The sequence below is a fragment of the Exiguobacterium sp. OS-77 genome (assembly GCF_000414195.2).
Taxonomy (GTDB): domain Bacteria; phylum Bacillota; class Bacilli; order Exiguobacteriales; family Exiguobacteriaceae; genus Exiguobacterium_A; species Exiguobacterium_A indicum.
The window spans coordinates 2,881,492-2,900,021 of record NZ_DF239008.1 but is presented as its reverse complement, the minus strand read 5'-3'; the positions used below and the strand labels follow the sequence as shown (position 1 = coordinate 2,900,021).

General features: G+C 48.5%; 16 protein-coding genes. 12 read left to right on the top strand and 4 right to left on the bottom strand.

From position 1 onward, the window contains the following. A complete protein-coding gene (locus EXG77_RS14765) occupies positions 1 to 1,629 on the bottom strand; it encodes an acetolactate synthase large subunit (protein WP_035399157.1) in 1,629 nt (542 codons plus the stop codon). After that, positions 1,626 to 3,062 (bottom strand): NAD-dependent succinate-semialdehyde dehydrogenase, encoded by a 1,437-nt coding sequence (locus EXG77_RS14760; RefSeq protein WP_023466816.1) that lies wholly within the window; start codon positions 3,060 to 3,062, stop codon positions 1,626 to 1,628. The genes EXG77_RS14765 and EXG77_RS14760 overlap by 4 nt, the downstream gene beginning before the upstream one ends. A gap of 391 nt (positions 3,063 to 3,453) precedes the next feature. Between EXG77_RS14760 and EXG77_RS14755 the strand changes: the two genes are divergently transcribed. The 11 genes from EXG77_RS14755 to EXG77_RS14705 all read left to right on the top strand — a co-directional run bounded on the left by EXG77_RS14755 (position 3,454) and on the right by EXG77_RS14705 (position 16,076). Next, on the top strand, positions 3,454 to 5,112 hold the full coding sequence (locus EXG77_RS14755) for an alpha-glucosidase (protein ID WP_035399261.1): 1,659 nt from the start codon (positions 3,454 to 3,456) through the stop codon (positions 5,110 to 5,112). A 108-nt stretch (positions 5,113 to 5,220) separates the two neighbouring features. Beyond that, a complete protein-coding gene (locus EXG77_RS14750; protein WP_235147615.1) occupies positions 5,221 to 5,643 on the top strand; it encodes a DUF1934 domain-containing protein in 423 nt (140 codons plus the stop codon). After that, positions 5,633 to 6,052 (top strand): hypothetical protein, encoded by a 420-nt coding sequence (locus EXG77_RS14745; protein ID WP_023466820.1) that lies wholly within the window; start codon positions 5,633 to 5,635, stop codon positions 6,050 to 6,052. The genes EXG77_RS14750 and EXG77_RS14745 overlap by 11 nt, the downstream gene beginning before the upstream one ends. 55 nt (positions 6,053 to 6,107) lie before the next feature. Beyond that, positions 6,108 to 6,545, top strand: coding sequence for an NUDIX domain-containing protein (locus tag EXG77_RS14740; protein WP_023466821.1), 438 nt, complete (start codon positions 6,108 to 6,110; stop codon positions 6,543 to 6,545). Between the two features lie 104 nt (positions 6,546 to 6,649). After that, the gene (locus tag EXG77_RS14735; RefSeq protein ID WP_035399156.1) at positions 6,650 to 7,984 is read left to right on the top strand and encodes an alkaline phosphatase; all 1,335 of its coding nucleotides are present in this window, start codon (positions 6,650 to 6,652) and stop codon (positions 7,982 to 7,984) included. Between the two features lie 177 nt (positions 7,985 to 8,161). Then, the gene (locus EXG77_RS14730) at positions 8,162 to 10,297 is read left to right on the top strand and encodes a (Fe-S)-binding protein (RefSeq protein WP_035399155.1); all 2,136 of its coding nucleotides are present in this window, start codon (positions 8,162 to 8,164) and stop codon (positions 10,295 to 10,297) included. Between the two features lie 156 nt (positions 10,298 to 10,453). Then, the gene (locus EXG77_RS16625) at positions 10,454 to 10,822 is read left to right on the top strand and encodes a MerR family transcriptional regulator (RefSeq protein WP_035399153.1); all 369 of its coding nucleotides are present in this window, start codon (positions 10,454 to 10,456) and stop codon (positions 10,820 to 10,822) included. Between the two features lie 36 nt (positions 10,823 to 10,858). Further along, entirely contained in the window at positions 10,859 to 12,175 is a 1,317-nt protein-coding gene (locus EXG77_RS14720; RefSeq protein WP_023466825.1) for a hemolysin family protein, read from the top strand. Positions 12,176 to 12,353: 178 nt separating this feature from the next. Then, complete coding sequence (locus tag EXG77_RS14715) at positions 12,354 to 14,030, top strand: LytS/YhcK type 5TM receptor domain-containing protein (protein ID WP_035399151.1); 1,677 nt, start codon at positions 12,354 to 12,356, stop codon at positions 14,028 to 14,030. A gap of 92 nt (positions 14,031 to 14,122) precedes the next feature. After that, positions 14,123 to 15,151, top strand: a complete 1,029-nt coding sequence (locus EXG77_RS14710) for an aldose epimerase family protein (RefSeq protein WP_081637451.1) — start codon at positions 14,123 to 14,125, stop codon at positions 15,149 to 15,151. Positions 15,152 to 15,221: 70 nt separating this feature from the next. Then, positions 15,222 to 16,076 carry a DegV family protein gene (locus tag EXG77_RS14705; RefSeq protein WP_023466828.1) on the top strand — a complete coding sequence of 285 codons (855 nt, stop codon included), beginning with the start codon at positions 15,222 to 15,224 and terminating at the stop codon, positions 16,074 to 16,076. A 54-nt stretch (positions 16,077 to 16,130) separates the two neighbouring features. On the opposite strand, the gene crcB (EXG77_RS14700) is transcribed toward EXG77_RS14705, so the two are convergent. Continuing rightward, positions 16,131 to 16,481 carry a fluoride efflux transporter CrcB gene (gene crcB / locus EXG77_RS14700; protein WP_035399149.1) on the bottom strand — a complete coding sequence of 117 codons (351 nt, stop codon included), beginning with the start codon at positions 16,479 to 16,481 and terminating at the stop codon, positions 16,131 to 16,133. Next, on the bottom strand, positions 16,482 to 16,880 hold the full coding sequence (gene crcB / locus EXG77_RS14695; RefSeq protein ID WP_023466830.1) for a fluoride efflux transporter CrcB: 399 nt from the start codon (positions 16,878 to 16,880) through the stop codon (positions 16,482 to 16,484). Positions 16,881 to 17,033: 153 nt separating this feature from the next. Between crcB (EXG77_RS14695) and EXG77_RS14690 the strand changes: the two genes are divergently transcribed. Further along, positions 17,034 to 18,503 carry a methyl-accepting chemotaxis protein gene (locus tag EXG77_RS14690; protein WP_023466831.1) on the top strand — a complete coding sequence of 490 codons (1,470 nt, stop codon included), beginning with the start codon at positions 17,034 to 17,036 and terminating at the stop codon, positions 18,501 to 18,503. Positions 18,504 to 18,530 lie beyond the last annotated feature (27 nt).

The following is an 18,530-nucleotide window of genomic DNA, read 5'->3' as shown; positions in this document are numbered from 1 at the left end:
TCATCCTCCATACGTCCGGAGACGTTCACTTAACTTTAGATTTTCCCGGTAATCGACCGGACAGTCAATCAAAACGGGTCCATCACTTGCAAATGCTTGGTCAAGACAATGTGCGAGGGAGCCGTGTTCACCGACACGGAGACCGAGTGCGCCGAAAGCATGAGCCAGTTGAACGAGGTCTGGATTGTCAAACGTGATGTAAGACGAACGCCCAAACGCTTGTTGTTGTTTCCATTCAATCAGTCCATAGGTTCCGTCACGCCAAATCAATACGACGAGCGGAAGCTTCAGACGAACAGCGGTCTCGAGATCTTGTCCATTCATCAAAAAGGCACCATCTCCAGCGGCACAGGCGATTCGCCGGTCCGGATATAACAGCTTGGCTGCGAGCGCACTCGATAAACCATAGCCCATCGAAGCAAATCCGTTGGAAATGAATAACTGATCCGGACGTGTCGTTTGATAATGGCGTGCGAGCCAGACTTTGTGTGCACCAACGTCCGAGAAGACCATGCCATCCTCCCCGACAGTTCGTTCGAGTTCACGGACGATACTTTGAGGATGTAAAGGCAGGGCAAGCGAGTACGTTTCTTGAATCTCGTCGCGTAATTTATCGCGATCTTGTTGCCAGTCGTTCCACGCACGCTCGGGCAGTAAAGGAGTCAATACAGTCAGCATATCGACGAGTGGTCCGACTACGTTCGCGACAACCGGATAATAAGCATCGATTTCGTGAGGATTCGTATCCAAATGGACGATCGGTGTCTTTTTCGGATTCCATTTTTGCGGAGGTAACTCCGTAATATCGTAGCCCACCGTAATGATGAGGTCACTCGAATCGAGAATCCGTTGGTTGTAATCGACGTCTGGTAAACCGATTGTGTGTGCGGCAAGCGGATGGTGTGAAGAAATCGCTCCTTTTCCCATCATCGTCTCGACGACGGGAGCTTGGAGCTTTTCGACGAATGCTCGAAACGCATCAAGTGCTTGTTGCCGATGAATGCCAAATCCAGCAATGATGACCGGACGTTTTGCTCGTTCGATCAGACGTAAGGCGTCAGGATCATCAATCGTCAGGGAATGGAGATGCGTTGGTGTACTGTCCTGCTGTAAGGGTGTCGCTGCTTGATCACGTTCTTGTGTTGCGATGTCTTCTGGAAAAGAGATATGGGTTGCCCCTGGTTTTTCACTTTTTGCTGTCGCGAAGGCACGTCGCACGATTTCCGGAATGACCTCCGCCGACAGAACGGATGTACTAGACTTCGTGACCGGACGATAGAGGTCTACGAGGTCAAATATTTGATGCGATGCTTTGTGTTGCCGTGCTGTCGCTCCTTGACCTGTGATCGCGACGACAGGGGAATGATCCATCGTCGCACTTGCAATACCGGTCATCATATTGGTCGCACCGGGACCAAGTGTCGATAGGCAGACACCCGGTCGTCCACTCAGGCGACCGAACATCGCTGCCATGAACGCAGCATTCGTTTCGTGACGCGTCGTGATGAACGTGATCGACGAACGACTGAGTGATTCGAGTAATGTGATGTTTTCCTCACCGGGAACACCAAAGATATGCGTGACGCCCTCTGCCTCTAAACATTGGACGAACCAATCCGCCGCGTTCACGCTAGTCCACCGATTGAAATGTACTTCGTCTCGAGATAGGCTTCGAGTCCTTCACTACCACCTTCGCGTCCGAGACCGGATTGTTTCATTCCACCAAATGGTGCTTGCGCAGCAGAAGGAACACCATCATTCCAGCCGACGATTCCGTAATCAAGCCCTTCGATCGCGCGAATCGCACGGGCGTAATCCTTCGTAAAGACATACGAAGCGAGACCGAATGGTGTCTGGTTGGCGTAACGAACCGCTTCCTCATCAGAACTGACACGCTGGACGGGAGCAACAGGTCCGAACGTCTCCTCGTTCATGATCAGCATGCCGGGTTTTACGTCCGCGAGAACGGTTGCTTCATAATAATAGACATCGTTCTCCTCATCCGTCGTTCCTGTTCCGCCCGTGACGACTCGTGCACCAGCGGATGTCGCATCATCAACATGTTTTTTGACTTTATCGTAACCCGCTTTATTGATCATCGGTCCAATCTTCGTCTCAGCATCAAGACCATTTCCGGTCTTCAGCTTCGCTGTCTCTTGCCCGAGTTTTTCAACGAACGCATCATAGATCGAGTCGGATACGTAAATCCGGTTTCCGCAGACGCACGTTTGACCGCCATTACGGAATTTCGACTTAATCGTCTCAGCGACAGCTAAATCGAGATCACAGTCATCAAAGACGAGAATCGGTGCATGTCCGCCAAGTTCAAGCGACATCGCTTTGATCGTCTCTGCTCCTTGAGCCATCAGCGTCCGTCCAACTTCGGTTGAACCAGTGAAAGTGATCTTATCGACATGTGGATGTGTCGCGAGTGATTCACCAAGCGCTTTCCCGCTACCTGTAACGGCATTGACGACGCCTTCTGGAATCCCGACTTCTTGACAGAGTTCAAGAAGACGAAGCGCGGTAAGCGGAGTCGCTGTTGGTGGTTTGATGACGAACGTACATCCGGCGACGAGTGCCGGAGCAAGCTTTCGGGTAATCATGGCAGCCGGGAAATTCCATGGTGTGATCGCAGCAACGACACCGACCGGCTGTTTGATGACTTGAAGTCGTTTGCTCGCATCATGCGTTGGAATGACACGCCCATAAGCGCGTTTTCCTTCCTCTGCAAACCATTTGACGAAGTTTGCGGCATACTGCACTTCACCTTCTGACTCAGCGAGCGGTTTCCCCATTTCAAGCGTCATCAGGCGAGCCAGTTCATCTTTTTTCTCAATCATCTTCGCATATAACTTCTCGAGAAGTTCGGCACGTTCGTAGACTGTCCGCTTCGACCAGTCAGGAAATGCCTTCCGTGCTGCTTCTACTGCGTCGTTGACGTCTGATTTTGTTCCGTTTGGTACACTACCGACGACTTCTCCAGTTGCTGGATTCGTAACATCCGTCCGTTCTCGTCCGTGATCTAGCCATTGTCCACCAATAAAGAATTGTCCCTTCATCCTGAAAATCCCCCTTTTTTACATGCATTGGTAAGGGTATACCCGAACGAAGAAAAAAAGATTCACTTTCGGAAGGAAAGGTTATGCAAAAGGGTAGAAATAGACCGATAAACAGTGTAGGATAATTCAGTAAATGTAATGTAAAACGATCTGAAATATTCAGTGTGAACGAAGAGTGACAACCGTTGATGTGAAATGGTGGAATCACCCCCGAAACATTGACTTTAAAAGTGGATTTGATAAGATGAAGGTAGAGGAATTGCGCAATCGGTTGCGCTATGTGTATAGAAGTTCAATAACTGATGAAAACAACACCCCAAAGACTGACCTACGAGAGGATTCACGACACATGACACAAATGATACCGCGCCCTGAAACGGCCCAACAAACAATTACACGAGCTTGGTGGAAAGAAGCAGTTGCTTACCAAATCTATCCACGCAGCTTTTACGATGCAAACAACGATGGAATCGGCGATATTCCGGGTATCATCGCAAAATTGGATTATTTGAAGGATCTTGGCGTCGACGTTCTTTGGATTTGCCCGATGTTCAAGTCACCGAACGACGATAACGGATATGACATTAGTGATTATGAAGACATCATGGATGAGTTCGGTACGATGACGGACTTCGATCTCTTGATGGAAGAAGCGCATAAGCGCGACATCAAGGTCTTGCTTGATCTCGTCGTTAACCACACATCGGATGAACACCCGTGGTTCCTTGAATCACGTTCGTCAAAAGATAATGAGAAACGCGATTGGTACATCTGGAAAGATGCGGTCAATGGTGGAGAACCGAACAACTGGGAAAGTATTTTCGGTGGATCAGCATGGGAATATGACGAAAAGACTGAGCAGTACTTCCTGCACGTCTTCTCTCGTCGTCAACCAGACTTGAACTGGCAAAACCGCGACATGCGTCAAGCCGTCTATACGATGATCAACTGGTGGCTCGATAAAGGTATCGACGGTTTCCGAATCGATGCGATCAGTCACATCAACAAGGATCAATCATTCGCTGATCTCCCGAATCCGCTCGGTATGCCGTATGTCCCTTCATTCGATATGCATATGAACGTCGAAGGCATCCATGCGTATCTCGAAGAGTTGAAGGATGAGACGTTCTCGAAATACGATATCATGACAGTCGGAGAAGCAAACGGCGTCACACCGGAAGAAGCGGATCTCTGGGTCGGAGAAGAGAACGGTAAGATGAACATGGTCTTCCAGTTCGAGCACATGGACCTCTGGCGTGCAGATGCAGAAAAAGGCGTCGACGTCGTCAAACTGAAACAAGTGCTGACGAAATGGCAAAAAGGACTTGAAGCAACAGGTTGGAATGCGTTATACCTCGAAAACCACGATAAGGTTCGTTCGGTCTCCCTTTGGGGTGACGAGGAACAGTACTGGAAAGAGAGCGCGAAGTCGCTTGCGATGATGTATTTCTTCATGCAAGGCACACCGTTCATCTACCAAGGACAAGAGATCGGGATGACGAACGTTCAATTCCCGGACATCTCGGATTATGATGATGTTGCGACAAAAAACATGTACGAGATGCAACTCGCTTCCGGGAAGACACATGAGGAAATCATGGAAGTCATCTGGAACTCGTCTCGTGATAACTCACGCACACCAATGCAGTGGACGAACGAGCAAAACGGTGGCTTCTCAAATCAATCTCCATGGTTTGGTGTCAACCCGAACTACGCGGACATCAACGTCGCGTCGCAAGAACAAGATGAAGATTCAATCTTGAACTTCTACAAACGAATGATCCAAATCCGTAAGATGGAAGAGACATTGATCTACGGCGCGTATGATCTCATCTTACCGGAAGATACGAAAGTCTACGCGTATACACGGACGTTTGGTGACGAACAATTCTTGATCGTTACGAACTTAAAAGGCGAAACAGCAGAAATCGATACGGACATCATCTTGCACTCGGACAATATGTTGCTCGGCAACTATCCGACGATGCACCATGAAGGAACAGAGCTGGAACTTCGTCCATTCGAAGCTCGTCTGTACCGTGTGCGCTAATATGTTTTGAACGGATTCGATAGTTGTCGAATCCGTTTTTTTCTTGCATGTAAGCAGAAGGTGCATCAGACGAAAAAATCGTGTACGCTAAACGATGAGGTGATAGAAGTGAAACCAGTAAAGTACCCGGTGTCATTACGACAAGTGACGACGATCGAAGATGGTCCGATGCGTGAATCGGTCGAACTTGAGGCGGACGGCACATTGTTCGAAACAAAAGACGGTTTTGCCGTGAAGTTCGTTCAGCCGGATGAACAACCGATCGATACGACCATCAAATGGTCAAAAGACCAGATCGCTTTGAATCGCAAAGGTCCTGTTGCGATGCATCACGTCTTCATTTTAGGAGAGACGACCAAAAGCCAATATGGCAGTCAATTCGGTCAGATGTTGATGGAAACGGACACGAAGACGATTGAGATGAAACGGCAGCAGATGCAGTTTCGCTATACATTAAAGATGAATGGACAAGCAGTCGGTACGTATATGATTGATTTAACTTGGGAACGGAGTGAGACGAATGGCATTTGAACAAACAGTACGTCAAATGGAGCAGATGTTGGAAGAGGAATGGTTTGAGTGGCTCGAGAACGATGAGCCGCGTTACAACGAATGGCGCGATCAACTCGAAGGACTCGCAGAGCAGGTCATCACGGAATATAATCCGAAGGTCGATCCAGAAGCGATTGATACACTGCTTTTAATTAACGAAGAACTACCTGTCTTATACGGTGAAGATACCGTCATGCTGTATACAGCACTCTTGAAAGCACGTCAGGAAGACGATCAAGTATACGAGCGTTACTTGACGATTCTTGGTGCGTTCGCGGACGAACAGCATCCAGCAATCCGAGAAGTCGAAAAGTTAGTCGCGAAAAAGGACTATAAAAATGCCTTCGCACGTGCAGTTCGTCTGCCACAGTCGCTCGGTCTAGAATAAACAATCAGTGGACCATCTTGTTTTAGGCAAGCTGGTCTTTTTAGGAGGAAGCACCATGTATCCACTTTATCGAATCATCGTCGCGATCATCCGCAAGGGCGATCAACTGCTCATCGTCCATAATCAATCGGGTCAGGAGAAACGCTGGAGCTTACCCGGTGGACAGATTGAATCTGGAGAGACCCTCGAGCAAGCACTGCGTCGCGAGGTGGAAGAAGAAACCGGCTTGACGGTCACATCGTCGTCGTTTGCCTTCTTAACGGAGAACTTCATGCCGACCTATCAAGCGCACAGCCTCGTGACTTATTTTGATTGCGAAGTGAGTGGTGTACTTGATCCAAATGATCCCGATGAAGAAATCATTGAGACGAAGTGGATCAACCAAACAGAGTTAGCGGAGTACATCACGAGTGAAGACGTCCGTCTTCCATTATCGGCATATTTAGAAGAACAGCACAAAGGCTATTACATGTTTGAAGAGATGAAGTGGTAACTCGGCTGTTATCGTTTCTTTACATTCCTTAAAGCCGTCTCCATCGTTCATTTACATTCGCTCGGTATGATGAAACCATCATCGTGAACAGGGAGGAAACACAAATGAACAGGAAATGGATGGCGACAGGTATTCTCGGAACAGTGCTTATGACGGGAGTTGCGGGCTATACATATGAATCGGCTCAACCGGTCGAGGCAAAACAAAACACGAAACAAGCGAAGGTTAAAAATGTCATCTTCATGATCCCGGACGGTTATTCGGCTGCCTATGCAACGAATTATCGCTGGTATCAAGGAGGCGAGGAGACGGAACTCGACGGTCACTTAAAAGGAATGATGCGGACGTATTCGGCAAACACGAAAGTGACCGATTCAGCTGCTGCCGGAACGGCGATGGCAACAGGAACAAAAACAAACAACGGAACAATCGGTATGGATCCAAGTGGAAAAGAAGTGGCGTCTATTCTTGATCGGGCGGATCAAGCGGGCAAAGCAACAGGACTTGTCTCGACATCAGCTATCACCCATGCGACACCAGCTGTTTTTGCATCACACGTCGCAACGCGCGCGAACGAAGCGGACATCGCGAAGCAATACATGGATGAAATGAAAGTCGACGTCTTACTGGGTGGCGGTCAGAAGTTCTTTTTTGATCAGAAAAATGGTGGCGTTCAAGAGGCTGGTAATCTAGTGAAGAAAGCAGAACGAGCAGGATACCAGTATGCGGATTCACTCGAAAGTCTGAATGAGACGGACGGTCGTAAAGTTCTTGGATTGTTTGCAGAAGAAGGAATGGCACCAGAACTGGACCGGGAAAACACGAATCAACCGAGTCTTGCGACGATGACATCGAAAGCCCTGCAAACATTGAAGAAAGACCGCGATGGCTTCTTCTTGATGGTAGAAGGAAGTCAGATCGACTGGGCGGGTCACGCGCATGATGCTGCTTGGGCGATGAAGGATGCAGAAGCGTTCCACCAGGCTGTCGAAAAAGTGCTTCGTTTTGCTGCAAAAGATAAACATACTTTAGTCGTCGTTGCCGGTGACCATGATACAGGTGGTATGTCAGTCGGTGGATACGATGAGTACGTAGCGAAACCGGAAGTCTTGAAAAACGTCAAGGCGACGGGAGATGAGATGGTTCGTCAGTTCAACGACGACTTATCGAACATCGCAACTGTCGTCAAACGAGAAACGACGTTTGATTTGACGGCTGAAGAAATTCAGACGTTGCAAAAAGTGGATGCGAAGAAACGCGTCATGACATTGAATGAGATGATCAGTAAACGAGCGTATGTCGGCTGGACGACTGCCGTGCATACAGGTGTTGACGTTCCGCTCTACGCGTACGGTCCACAAAGCGAACAGTTCAGTGGGTTGCATGAAAATACGGACATCCCTGGTCTGATGGCCAATGCGATGAAATTAAAAAAATGACGTATTGAATGTGATTAAGTCAAGCGGTGGATGATCCACTGCTTGATTTTTTTTGAGTACTTATCTGCTTCTGTGACACAGTAAAAACTAAATGAAAAAAATGAATGAATAGCCATTCATTATATGCTATACTCATTTCAACACAACTGCTTTAGGGGGAAAGGGGTTTGTTCGAACATGAATACGTTTTTACTCATTAACTGGATTGCCTTCCTACTCGTCATCGGCTATGCGGGCTATCTGTTCACGTCACTCGTCAAAAGTCGTTATGCCGCCATTAAACGGGGGAAAAAGGCGGAATGGACACTGACGAACAAAGAACGACTGGACGCGGTCTTAGTCAACGTTTTCGGTCAAAAGAAATTATTAAAGGATAAGAAAAGTGGCGCTATCCACGTCATGATGTTCTACGGCTTCTTACTTGTTCAATTCGGAGCGATTGATTTTATCTGGAAAGGACTCGCCGTCGGTCAGCGTTTCCCGCACGTCCCACTCGGTCCGCTTTATCCGATTTTTACATTCTTTCAAGAAATCGTCATGCTCGTCATCTTGATTGCCGTCGTTTGGGGATTTTATCGCCGGTACGTCGAGAAGCTCGTTCGTTTAAAACGAAACTTCATGGCAGGTCTTGCATTGATTTTCATCGGTGGTTTGATGGTCGCCGTCCTATTCGGAAATGGATTCTTCCTTGTTTATGAGAATCATTCGACGCTCGGTGAACCAGTTGCTTCAAGCATCGCGTTCTTATTCAGTTGGGTGCCGGAATCAGTTGCGTTCGGATTATTCGTTTTCTTCTGGTGGGCGCACTTACTGTTCTTACTTAGCTTCATGGTCTATATCCCGCAAGGTAAACATGCGCACTTGATTGCCGGCACAGCCAATGTTTGGCTCGGTCGAACATCGAAAGTCGGGCGTTTGGCGCCGATTGATCTATCGGTCATGGAAGAGGCAGAAGACGACGAAGCGGAATTTAGCTTCGGGGTCAACCGAATCGAAGATTTCAATCAGAAACAGCTCGTTGATCTGTATGCTTGCGTCGAGTGTGGACGCTGTACGAATATGTGCCCAGCGAGCGGAACGGGGAAGATGCTGTCGCCGATGGATTTGATCGTTAAATTACGGGATCATCTCAACATGAAAACGGCAGCAATCACTCAACGTTCGCCATGGGCACCTGCCTTTGCGTTTGAAGGATCGCAAGGCAACCAAATCGCTTCACTGGCAGCAGCCGGACAGATGGATATCGTTCCCGATTCATTGATTGGGAACGTCATTACGGAAGAAGAAATCTGGGCGTGTACGACGTGTCGGAACTGTGAAGATCAGTGTCCAGTCATGAACGAACATGTCGATAAGATCATCGACCTCCGTCGTCATCTCGTCATGATGGAAGGCAAGATGGATCCGGAGATGCAACGGACGATGGCGAACATCGAACGTCAAGGTAATCCGTGGGGGATGAACCGGAAAGAACGCGAAAACTGGCGGAAAAACCGGGATGAACTCGTCGTTCCGACAGCAAAGGAGAAGAAAAAAGCGGGCGAAGACTTCGAGTACCTGTTCTGGGTTGGTGCGATGGGATCGTACGATAACCGAAGTCAAAAAATCGCGATGGCGTTTGCACGTATTCTAAATGAGGCAGACATCTCGTTTGCGATTCTCGGAAACGATGAGAAAAACTCAGGTGATACACCGCGCCGGATCGGGAACGAAGTCTTGTTCCAGGAACTCGCGGAAGCCAACATCAAATCATTTGAGAAATATGGTGTCAAAAAGATTGTCACGATTGATCCGCATGCCTACAATACATTTAAAAACGAGTATCCCGACTTCGGACTGAGTCCGGACGTTGAAGTGTATCACCATACTGAATTGCTCGCACGACTGATTGACGAGAAACGCATCACACCGCTCCATGAAGTCAAGGAGCGTGTCGTTTATCACGATTCGTGTTATCTCGGTCGTTACAATGATATTTACGACGCACCACGTTATATTCTCGAGAAGATTCCAGGAATCACGCTCGTCGAGACGGAACGCAACCGCGAAAAAGGGATGTGTTGCGGTGCTGGCGGCGGGATGATGTGGCAAGAAGAAAAAGTCGGCGCACGCGTCAACGTCGCACGGACAGAACAATTGTTGACGGTCCAACCGTCTGTCATTGGGTCAGCATGTCCTTACTGTCTGACGATGCTCAGTGACGGCACGAAGGCGAAGGAAGTCGATGAGGCGGTTGCCACGTACGATGTCGTTGAATTACTGGAACGGTCGATCGTCGGTGTACCAGTCGAGGAACCTGTCGCAACCGTATGAAAAAGTGGGATGAAACGATTATTCTCGTGCGAACGGGAGTAGTCGTTTTTTTTCTCTAAAAAAGCGCGACGTTTTACTGTATGGTTTTGACATGATAAGATAAAAGAACTAGCTATGGAAAGGAGGTGAGAATCTTTTGGGAAGGCGTTACTTCGAATCGGTCAGGTCGCGGAGACCACCGGCTTATCAAAACGAACGATCGATTATTACACATCACTCGGTCTGTTAACACCAGAACGTACCGCGTCTGGCTACCGTCTGTATGACGAATCGGTCATTCATCAAATCGAAAAGATTGAATATTTGAAGTCTCAACGACTTTCCCTGCAAGAGATTCTTGCTTCTTTTACGGAACGGGAACAAAAAACAGGGGAGACGATTTATCAGGAAGTGAAACAACTTCAGGCGACGGTTGAAGGACTCGAGCAGCGTTTGTTACATTCGACGGACGTCGAAAAACAAGCGATCCGCTTAGAACTGTCCCGGCGTCTGACATTGATTGCTTCCTTGATTGCACAGCTTTAATACAAAACAATGGAGGTGACCCCTGTTTAGGGGATTTTGGATACTATATTATTCATCAATTTATTTTTAGTGGTCTTGTTGATTGCGTTGACGGCGTTTTTCGTCGGATCGGAATTTGCTGTCGTTAAGGTTCGGATGTCGCGTTTGGATCAAATGATTCAAGAAGGGAACAAAAGTGCCGTTCTTGCGAAAAAAATCGCGGGCGATCTCGACTACTACTTGTCTGCCTGTCAGCTTGGTATCACGGTCACGGCACTTGGTCTTGGGGCACTTGGTGAACCAACCGTTGAAAAGATCTTGCATCCTGTTTTCGACGACTTCGGAATCTCTGCTGCTGTTTCGACACTCTTGTCGTTTGGTATCGCATTCGTATCCGTAACGTTCTTACACGTCGTCATCGGTGAACTCGCTCCGAAGACGCTTGCGATTCAGTATGCAGAACGCATGACATTGTTGTTTGCCCGTCCACTTTATGTGTTCGGTAAAATCATGTACCCATTCATTTGGTTACTCAACGGTTCAGCGCGCTTATTCCTCGGTCTGTTCGGTGTCAAACCAGCAGGGCATGAACAAGCCCACTCGGAAGATGAATTGAAAATCATCATGGCGCAAAGTTTCCAAAGTGGTGAAATCAACCAAACGGAACTTGCCCTCATGCAAAACGTCTTTGCGTTTGATGAGCACATCGTCAAAGACTTGATGGTGCCGCGGATGCGGATGGAGACGATCTCGGAACGTTTGACGAAAGATGAACTGATGGAAATCTTCATGGATAATCCGTACACGCGTTACCCGGTTACAGAAGAAAATGATAAGGACCGGATTCTCGGATACGTCAACGTCAAGGAAGTCTTGACGGATTATGCGAACGGCAATGAGCATCCGGTGACACACTATATCAAGGATTTACCGGTTGTTTCGGAAGTGACGTCGCTTCAAGAGACACTTCGCAAGATGAAACGGACCCGCACCCATCTCGTTCTCGTCGTCGATGAATACGGCGGAACAGCAGGTCTCGTCTCGATGGAAGACTTACTCGAAGAAATCGTCGGTGAAATCCGTGATGAATTCGATGCAGATGAAGTCGAAGAAATCGAACAGGTCAAATCTGACGAGTTCCTACTCGACGGTACAGTCTTGCTCGCTGACTTGGAAGAGCGTTTCAATATTCGTTTTACGAATGTCGAAGATGTCGATACGATCGGTGGCTGGATTCAGATGCACAACATCGATCTTCAGCCAGGTGAGCATATCGACACACCAGACTTCTCCGTCGAAGTGATGGAGATGGAAAACTATCAAATCAACCGCGTCAAGATTTGGTTGCATCCAGCTGAACAAGCAGAAGCATAAGATGGTCGGTTCCTCATGGAGGAACCGGCTTTTTTTCATCGCATCAGTCAAAAAATCAAGAATGGACGGATTGTGCGAACTTTCGGCAGGCATGATAGGAGAATGCAGAGAGGAGCGGGAATGTAATCTACAGCTACTTTATTGTTAAATCGCGTCCTATGAAACGAGGAGGTATTCCGTGCTCGAGCAGATTCCATTCTTACTGAGTCGTTTAGGTATGTTAGCACTGTTAGCCTTTTTATTGTCCCAGTGGCGCATTTCCCGATACATATTCAAGATGGACCGCGGAATGAATCTTCCACTGCTCTTCGCATTCGTGTCATCCGGTATTTTGATGAACTACGCAGGAATTGAACTTTCGCAAGATACGACGATTGATCCGTTACTCGGATTAGCCGTCGAAAAAGATGCCTTGTTGCTTGATACCCGACTCGCTGTCATCGTGACGAGCGGATTGATTGGTGGACCCGTGATTGGCGGCATCACGGGATGTTTGGTTGGTCTACACCGCTACGTACTCGGTTCGTTAGGGGCAGAAGCCGGTTGGATCATCGCCATGCTCGCTGGACTTGCGAGCGGCTGGTATCGAAAACGCTGGCGTTTGCATGATGGTTATGCAATTGTTCCGCCCATCGGTATCGTCTTGACAGCATTGCTGTTTGAGAGTGGAATCACGCTATTACTTGCACCGGATACGGCAAAAGCACTTGATTTGATGAGTCGTGCCGCTTTTCGATTACTGTTCGCAAACATATGTGGGGTCGTACTGTTCATCATGATTTTACGGACACAACTTCGACTCGAAGGAGCACTCTTCGTCCGGCAAACCGAGCGATCCGATCGTCTATTGCAAGCATTACAACCCTTACGAAAGCAGGGATTGACTTCGGAAGTCGCGCGACAGATCGGAGCGACGTTATTGAAGGAGACAAAGATGCAACGGATCGTCGTGCTCGGGGCGACAGAGGTCGTCATCGATATGACGGACCAGCAACCAGCAGTCTGTGGCGAGCAACCGAGACGCGAGGAGCAACGATGGATCGAAGCAGAAGAACCCGTCCGACAGGAAGACGAGCAGACGGGACAAATTCTGAGCTTTCATCCTATGCGCATTAACGGTCAAAAGGCAGGCGTCATCTGTTACTTTTCGAAAGACTTATTTGACGACACCGTCGAGCGAATGACGGAACAACTCGTCCGTTTATTAGCACGAGAGTTGCATATGTACCGAGAAGATCAGTTGCTCCGGTTAAGCGGAAGAAAGATGAAACCGATGTTACACGTCAGCTATCTGAAAGGCATCATCGAAGAAATCCAGCGGACAGCTGATCCGGGAACTCCCGTGAAACATCAATTGAATGCACTGCTTCAACTGTTGACGACAGCGACGCGGCATGATGAACATCCACTACGCGAGGAACTGGCGACCCTGAAAGCCTATTTATCACTAGAAGGAACACGACGTCGCCCGAATCAACTGACCTCCGCCGATATCACGGTCGATCTTGATATCGAGACCGCTGTTGAAGAATACTTCGTTTTCCCGTTCCTTGTGACACAGCTCGTCGATAATGCACTGCGTCATGCGTTCGTAAAGGCAGGGCGCCATCACCGGATTGATGTCCGTGCCTTCAAGGCGACGACAGACTGGGTCATCGAAGTCACGGATAACGGACAAGGGATGCCGCTTGCCGTGATGCAACAACTGGATCAACAGGAAGCGGGGGATTCGAACCTGTTCCTGATTCGACGCGCATTAAACGTGACATACGGTCCGGCTGCAACATTATACGTCCACTCGATCATTCATCAAGGAACTCGGATCGAAGTGCGATTACCTCTCCCGTCTCTTTAACAACAGTGGCATTTTGCCATTGTTGTTTTTTTGTCTCGTTCCGAGGGTAAATACGAAAACAGGAAAACGTATCGTACAGGAGGAAGCAAATGATGATTACGACAACAGAAGTAGGGCAACTAGGAGATCAGTCCTTGTTACGATTCACGTTACAGAATGTGCATGGGCATAGTATCGATATCTTGAACCGAGGCGCAAAAATTCTTGCCATCCGGGTTCCGGATCAACATGGAATGGTCGAAAATGTCGTACTCGCGTTTGACGACCTATCAGAATACCAAGATGATCCGCATCACTTAGGCGCCACGATCGGACGCGTCGGAGGACGAATTGCAAATGGTGCGTTTGCGTTGGAAGGAATGACGTATGTACTCGAACAAAATGAGGGTGAACATCACCTCCATGGAGGAAGCGAAAATTGGGCGAACCGAATGTTCACGCACGAAATCAACGACGACAAACTTGTTCTACGTTTAGATAGTCCGAGTGGGGAGAACGGCTATCCGGGGCACTTGTCGTTCACGCTGACGTTCGAATGGACGGACGAGAACGTCCTGCATATCCATTATGAAGCGGAGACGACAGCTTCGACACCATTCAGTCCGACGAATCATACGTACTTTAACTTGACGGGTGAGGCGAAGACGACGATTGAACAGCATCTGTTACGAATGGATGCACCTTTTTATGTTCCGTTGACGAAAGATGCGGTACCGACCGGTGATATTCTCCCGGTGACAGACACCGTCTTTGATTTTCTCGATACCCGTCCCCTGCATGAAGTGACACATGCATCAGATGAACAACTCCGCCAAGCAGGTAGTGGGGTTGATCATCCCTTCCTGCTTAGAGAGGGTGGAGAAATCGTTCTCGATGAGCCAATCAGTGGGCGGCGATTGCGCGTCGTGACGGATCAACCGGGAGTCGTCGTCTATACTGCTAATCATTTGTCGGGCGAGTTTACGATTTGTGGAAGACGCGCAACCCCATACCTCGGAATCTGTTTTGAGACACAAGGATTACCGGATGCGATCAACCAACCGAATTTTCCTTCCGTCGTCTTGCATGCCGATGAGCACTATCATAAGCGTACATCGTTTCATTTTCAGATGATGTCATGACGTTTCTTGCGATTTCCACTTCTGTATATGGTAGGATAAAGCGAGAAGAATCTAACGGAGGCTAAGGAAAATGACTAAAATAGCATGGGTGACCGATAGTATGGCCTATTTCAAGAAGGAAGAGGCAGAAGCGATCGGCGTCAATGTCGTACCGATTCAAATCTTACTCGGTGATACGGCGTACCAAGAGAATGCGATCACGGTCGAGCGTTTGTTCCGTGCGCTAGATGCGGACAAAAAGCTGATTGCCAAAACATCACAACCAATCTTTGGGGAGTTCGTTGGAACATATGAACGTCTGAAAGAAGAAGGTTATGACTGTGCGATTGCAGTGCACTGTACGAACGGGCTCTCAAGTACCGTCCAAAGTTCAGCATCAGCAGCGGAAGCAGCCAGCTTCCCGGTTCATATCATCGACTCTCATACAGCGTTTGAGAACCAACAAGAGTTCATTCGTTACGGGATGGAGCTCGCGGCACAGGGGAAATCCGTCGAGGAAATCGTCGCAGCCTTACAAGCGTTGACGAAAAAGACCCATTTCTATATGATCGTCGGTAATATGGAGACGATGCGCCGGGGTGGACGTGTCTCATCCGGTGACTTGTTCCTTGCGAACCTACTCAGCATCAAACCGATCATCACGACGGATGAAGCAGGAAAAATCGTACCATTCAAAAAAGCACGTTCTTTAAAGAAAGCTTACATCGAAATGGTTAAACAAATCGATGAATCGATGCGTCAGCACACGTTCTACAAGAACCGGATTTATGTCGCGACGACGATGGCACCGGAAATGGCAGCGGAACTGCGGCAACAAGTCGCAGCGAAGTTTCCGGATTTGACGATTCTCGAAGGCACGTTCGGACCAGCAATCGGGACGCATGCCGGAGCAGAGACGGTCGGTCTATTCTGGATGAATGATTAAACTGAAACGGATACGACAAGAGGCGACGGATTTTTCCGTCGCCTCTTGTTTCGTTCAAGCTGTAAGTGTAATTCCAAGGAACGCTGCAAGAATTCCGAAACCGTAGCTCGAGATGAGGTAGAGGGTAAGTACTTTACGATTTCCGTCCTGAAATAACTGCAACGTCTCGATTTTGAACGTCGAGAACGTTGTAAATGATCCAAGGAAACCGGTACCTAAGAGTAACGTCCATGTCGTATCGAGATGCGCACCGATGACGAGACCAAGCAAAAACGAACCGATTACGTTAATCAGGAACGTCGCTAGTGGAAATTCACGTTTCCAAACCGTCTTCATCCATTGACTGACGGCAAACCGACTGATGGCGCCGCAAAAAGCACCGATGGCGAGAGCAAGTAGCGTCATTCACTCACGTCCTTTCGTCACGTGACGCAGTCGTCGTGTTCCGAGCGCGTAACCGACATAAGACAGGAACAAACCGCCAAATAGGCTGACGAGTACGTAGAGGAACGCGTCCGCTAAATGATGTTCATTAAGTAAGGTCACCGTCTCGACGCTGAATGTCGAAAACGTCGTAAAGGAACCAATGAAACCCGTGCCGATGGCTGTGATCGCATATTGATGTAAGAGTTTCGTTCGAAATAAAAAGTGTGTCGCATAGCCGAGAAGAAAACTCCCGATCAAGTTGATCGCAAGCGTCGCCCACGGAAACGGACCAGTCGTGAAGTCGCTAATCAGCAGTCCGAGCCCATACCGTGCCGAGGCACCGAGAACACCTGCGAGACCTACGAGTACATACAGCATAGAAATCCTCTTTTCTGAAAAAGTCTACGTTAACCGTACTCCCGCTTTCAAGAAAGCGTCAAGAAAAAAAGTCACTCGAGAGACTTAACGAATGAATTCTTTCTGCCGATGAACAACTGTATGACTTTAATAAGGTGAAGGAGTTTGAACAAGATGGTATCTGCCCTCGAGCAACAAAGTACAAAGATTTTGTCCCGCCTGATTGCAACGTTAATTACGATTGCGCATCCATTGATTTTCTTATTTGCGCAAATGAATTACGTCCCAATCAGTGTGTTTTATCAGTTTTTAGTCGGTGGTTTGATCTTGACGGTCGCGTTGCTTGTGGGCAACCGCCTACTTGGACATCGTCCGAGCGGGAAGTACGTCCAAGTGACGTTAACGTATTTCGTACTCGCTCTCGTTTTGGTGACATTGCCGTCGCCAAGCATTTGGACGATCGTCTATCTCTACTTGACGATTTCAATCGTCTATTTAATTCCGCGTTTGGTCATTCTCGCCGGAATCCTTGGACTCATTGAGATGGCAGTATTCACAATGCTAGGAACGATTGTCTTTATGAATACATTCGATTTGATCGTCGCCTATGTCATTTATTTGATGATTTTCTCGGCGGCTGTTTTTGTCGCCGTCTTTGGACGGAACGTCATGTTAGCCGTCCGCCAAGAACAAGAACGGTCGGAAGCCTACGCGGCGACGTCGCAAATTGCCCTCGAGCAAACGGCAGCAACCGCAACGGAAGTAACGACGTTCACGGAAGAGATGAGTGAAACAGTTGATGCGGCAAAGGATTCCTTCAGTCAGGTTGATCTGGCGATGCAACAGCTAGCACATGATGCAGCGGGAAGCGTCCAAGCGATTCGTGAAATTCGTCAATTGAATGATCAGCAAGTCAATCGGATGGAGGATGTGACCGTTTCGGTCAATCACGCACTCGAGCGCAGTTCGTCCTCGCGAACGACAGCCGAAAAGAGCAGACAGACGATTGGTCTTGCCGGACAATCCCTGCAACAATTGACGACGAGCATGGATGATTCGGTCACGTCGTTCGGACAGCTTGCTGGACGTTTCCAGGAAATCGTCGCCATCACGTCGAGCATCAATGCGATTGCGGCGCAAACGAACCTGCTTAGTCTTAACGCATCGATCGAAGCAGCTCGTGCCGGCGAGTTCGGAAAAGGCTTTACGGTCGTTGCGCAAGAAATTCGTAATCTATCAGCACAGACGGCAGAAGCGTCGAAGGAAATCAATGCGATCATCGAACGTGTTGATCAGGACGTCACGCAGACAGGGAACTCGATTCATGCGAGTACGACATTGTTACGTGAGCAGGAAGAGCGTATGGCCGAGAGTCAGTTAGCGCTACAGACGATCGAGACGGATACAACGGAAGTTGTTGGATCAATCCAGTCGGCGCAGACTCAGTTCGCGACGATGACGAGTAGTCTTACTGCTATCACGACAGCAGCCGGTCAACTTGATACGTTCATGAATGCGTTGCTCGCACAAAGTGAGTCACTATCCGGCTTGACACGTCATCAAGTCGGTCAGGTCATGGAGCTGCAGCATGCGATCCATGCCTTGAACGAAACGGCATCCACTCTTCAGCAAACGAATCGTTAACGAAACAGCTCCTCATCGATTGATGGG

Excerpts from the sequence above, each read along its gene's own strand:
- EXG77_RS14760 (WP_023466816.1), bottom strand. The coding sequence starts at position 3,062 with ATGAAGGGACAATTCTTTATTGGTGGACAATGGCTAGATCACGGACGA.
- EXG77_RS14745 (WP_023466820.1), top strand. The coding sequence starts at position 5,633 with ATGGCATTTGAACAAACAGTACGTCAAATGGAGCAGATGTTGGAAGAG.
- EXG77_RS14740 (WP_023466821.1), top strand. The coding sequence starts at position 6,108 with ATGTATCCACTTTATCGAATCATCGTCGCGATCATCCGCAAGGGCGAT.
- EXG77_RS14735 (WP_035399156.1), top strand. The coding sequence starts at position 6,650 with ATGAACAGGAAATGGATGGCGACAGGTATTCTCGGAACAGTGCTTATG.
- EXG77_RS14730 (WP_035399155.1), top strand. The coding sequence starts at position 8,162 with ATGAATACGTTTTTACTCATTAACTGGATTGCCTTCCTACTCGTCATC.
- EXG77_RS14710 (WP_081637451.1), top strand. The coding sequence starts at position 14,123 with ATGATTACGACAACAGAAGTAGGGCAACTAGGAGATCAGTCCTTGTTA.
- EXG77_RS14705 (WP_023466828.1), top strand. The coding sequence starts at position 15,222 with ATGACTAAAATAGCATGGGTGACCGATAGTATGGCCTATTTCAAGAAG.
- crcB (WP_035399149.1), bottom strand. The coding sequence starts at position 16,481 with ATGACGCTACTTGCTCTCGCCATCGGTGCTTTTTGCGGCGCCATCAGT.
- crcB (WP_023466830.1), bottom strand. The coding sequence starts at position 16,880 with ATGCTGTATGTACTCGTAGGTCTCGCAGGTGTTCTCGGTGCCTCGGCA.
- EXG77_RS14690 (WP_023466831.1), top strand. The coding sequence starts at position 17,034 with ATGGTATCTGCCCTCGAGCAACAAAGTACAAAGATTTTGTCCCGCCTG.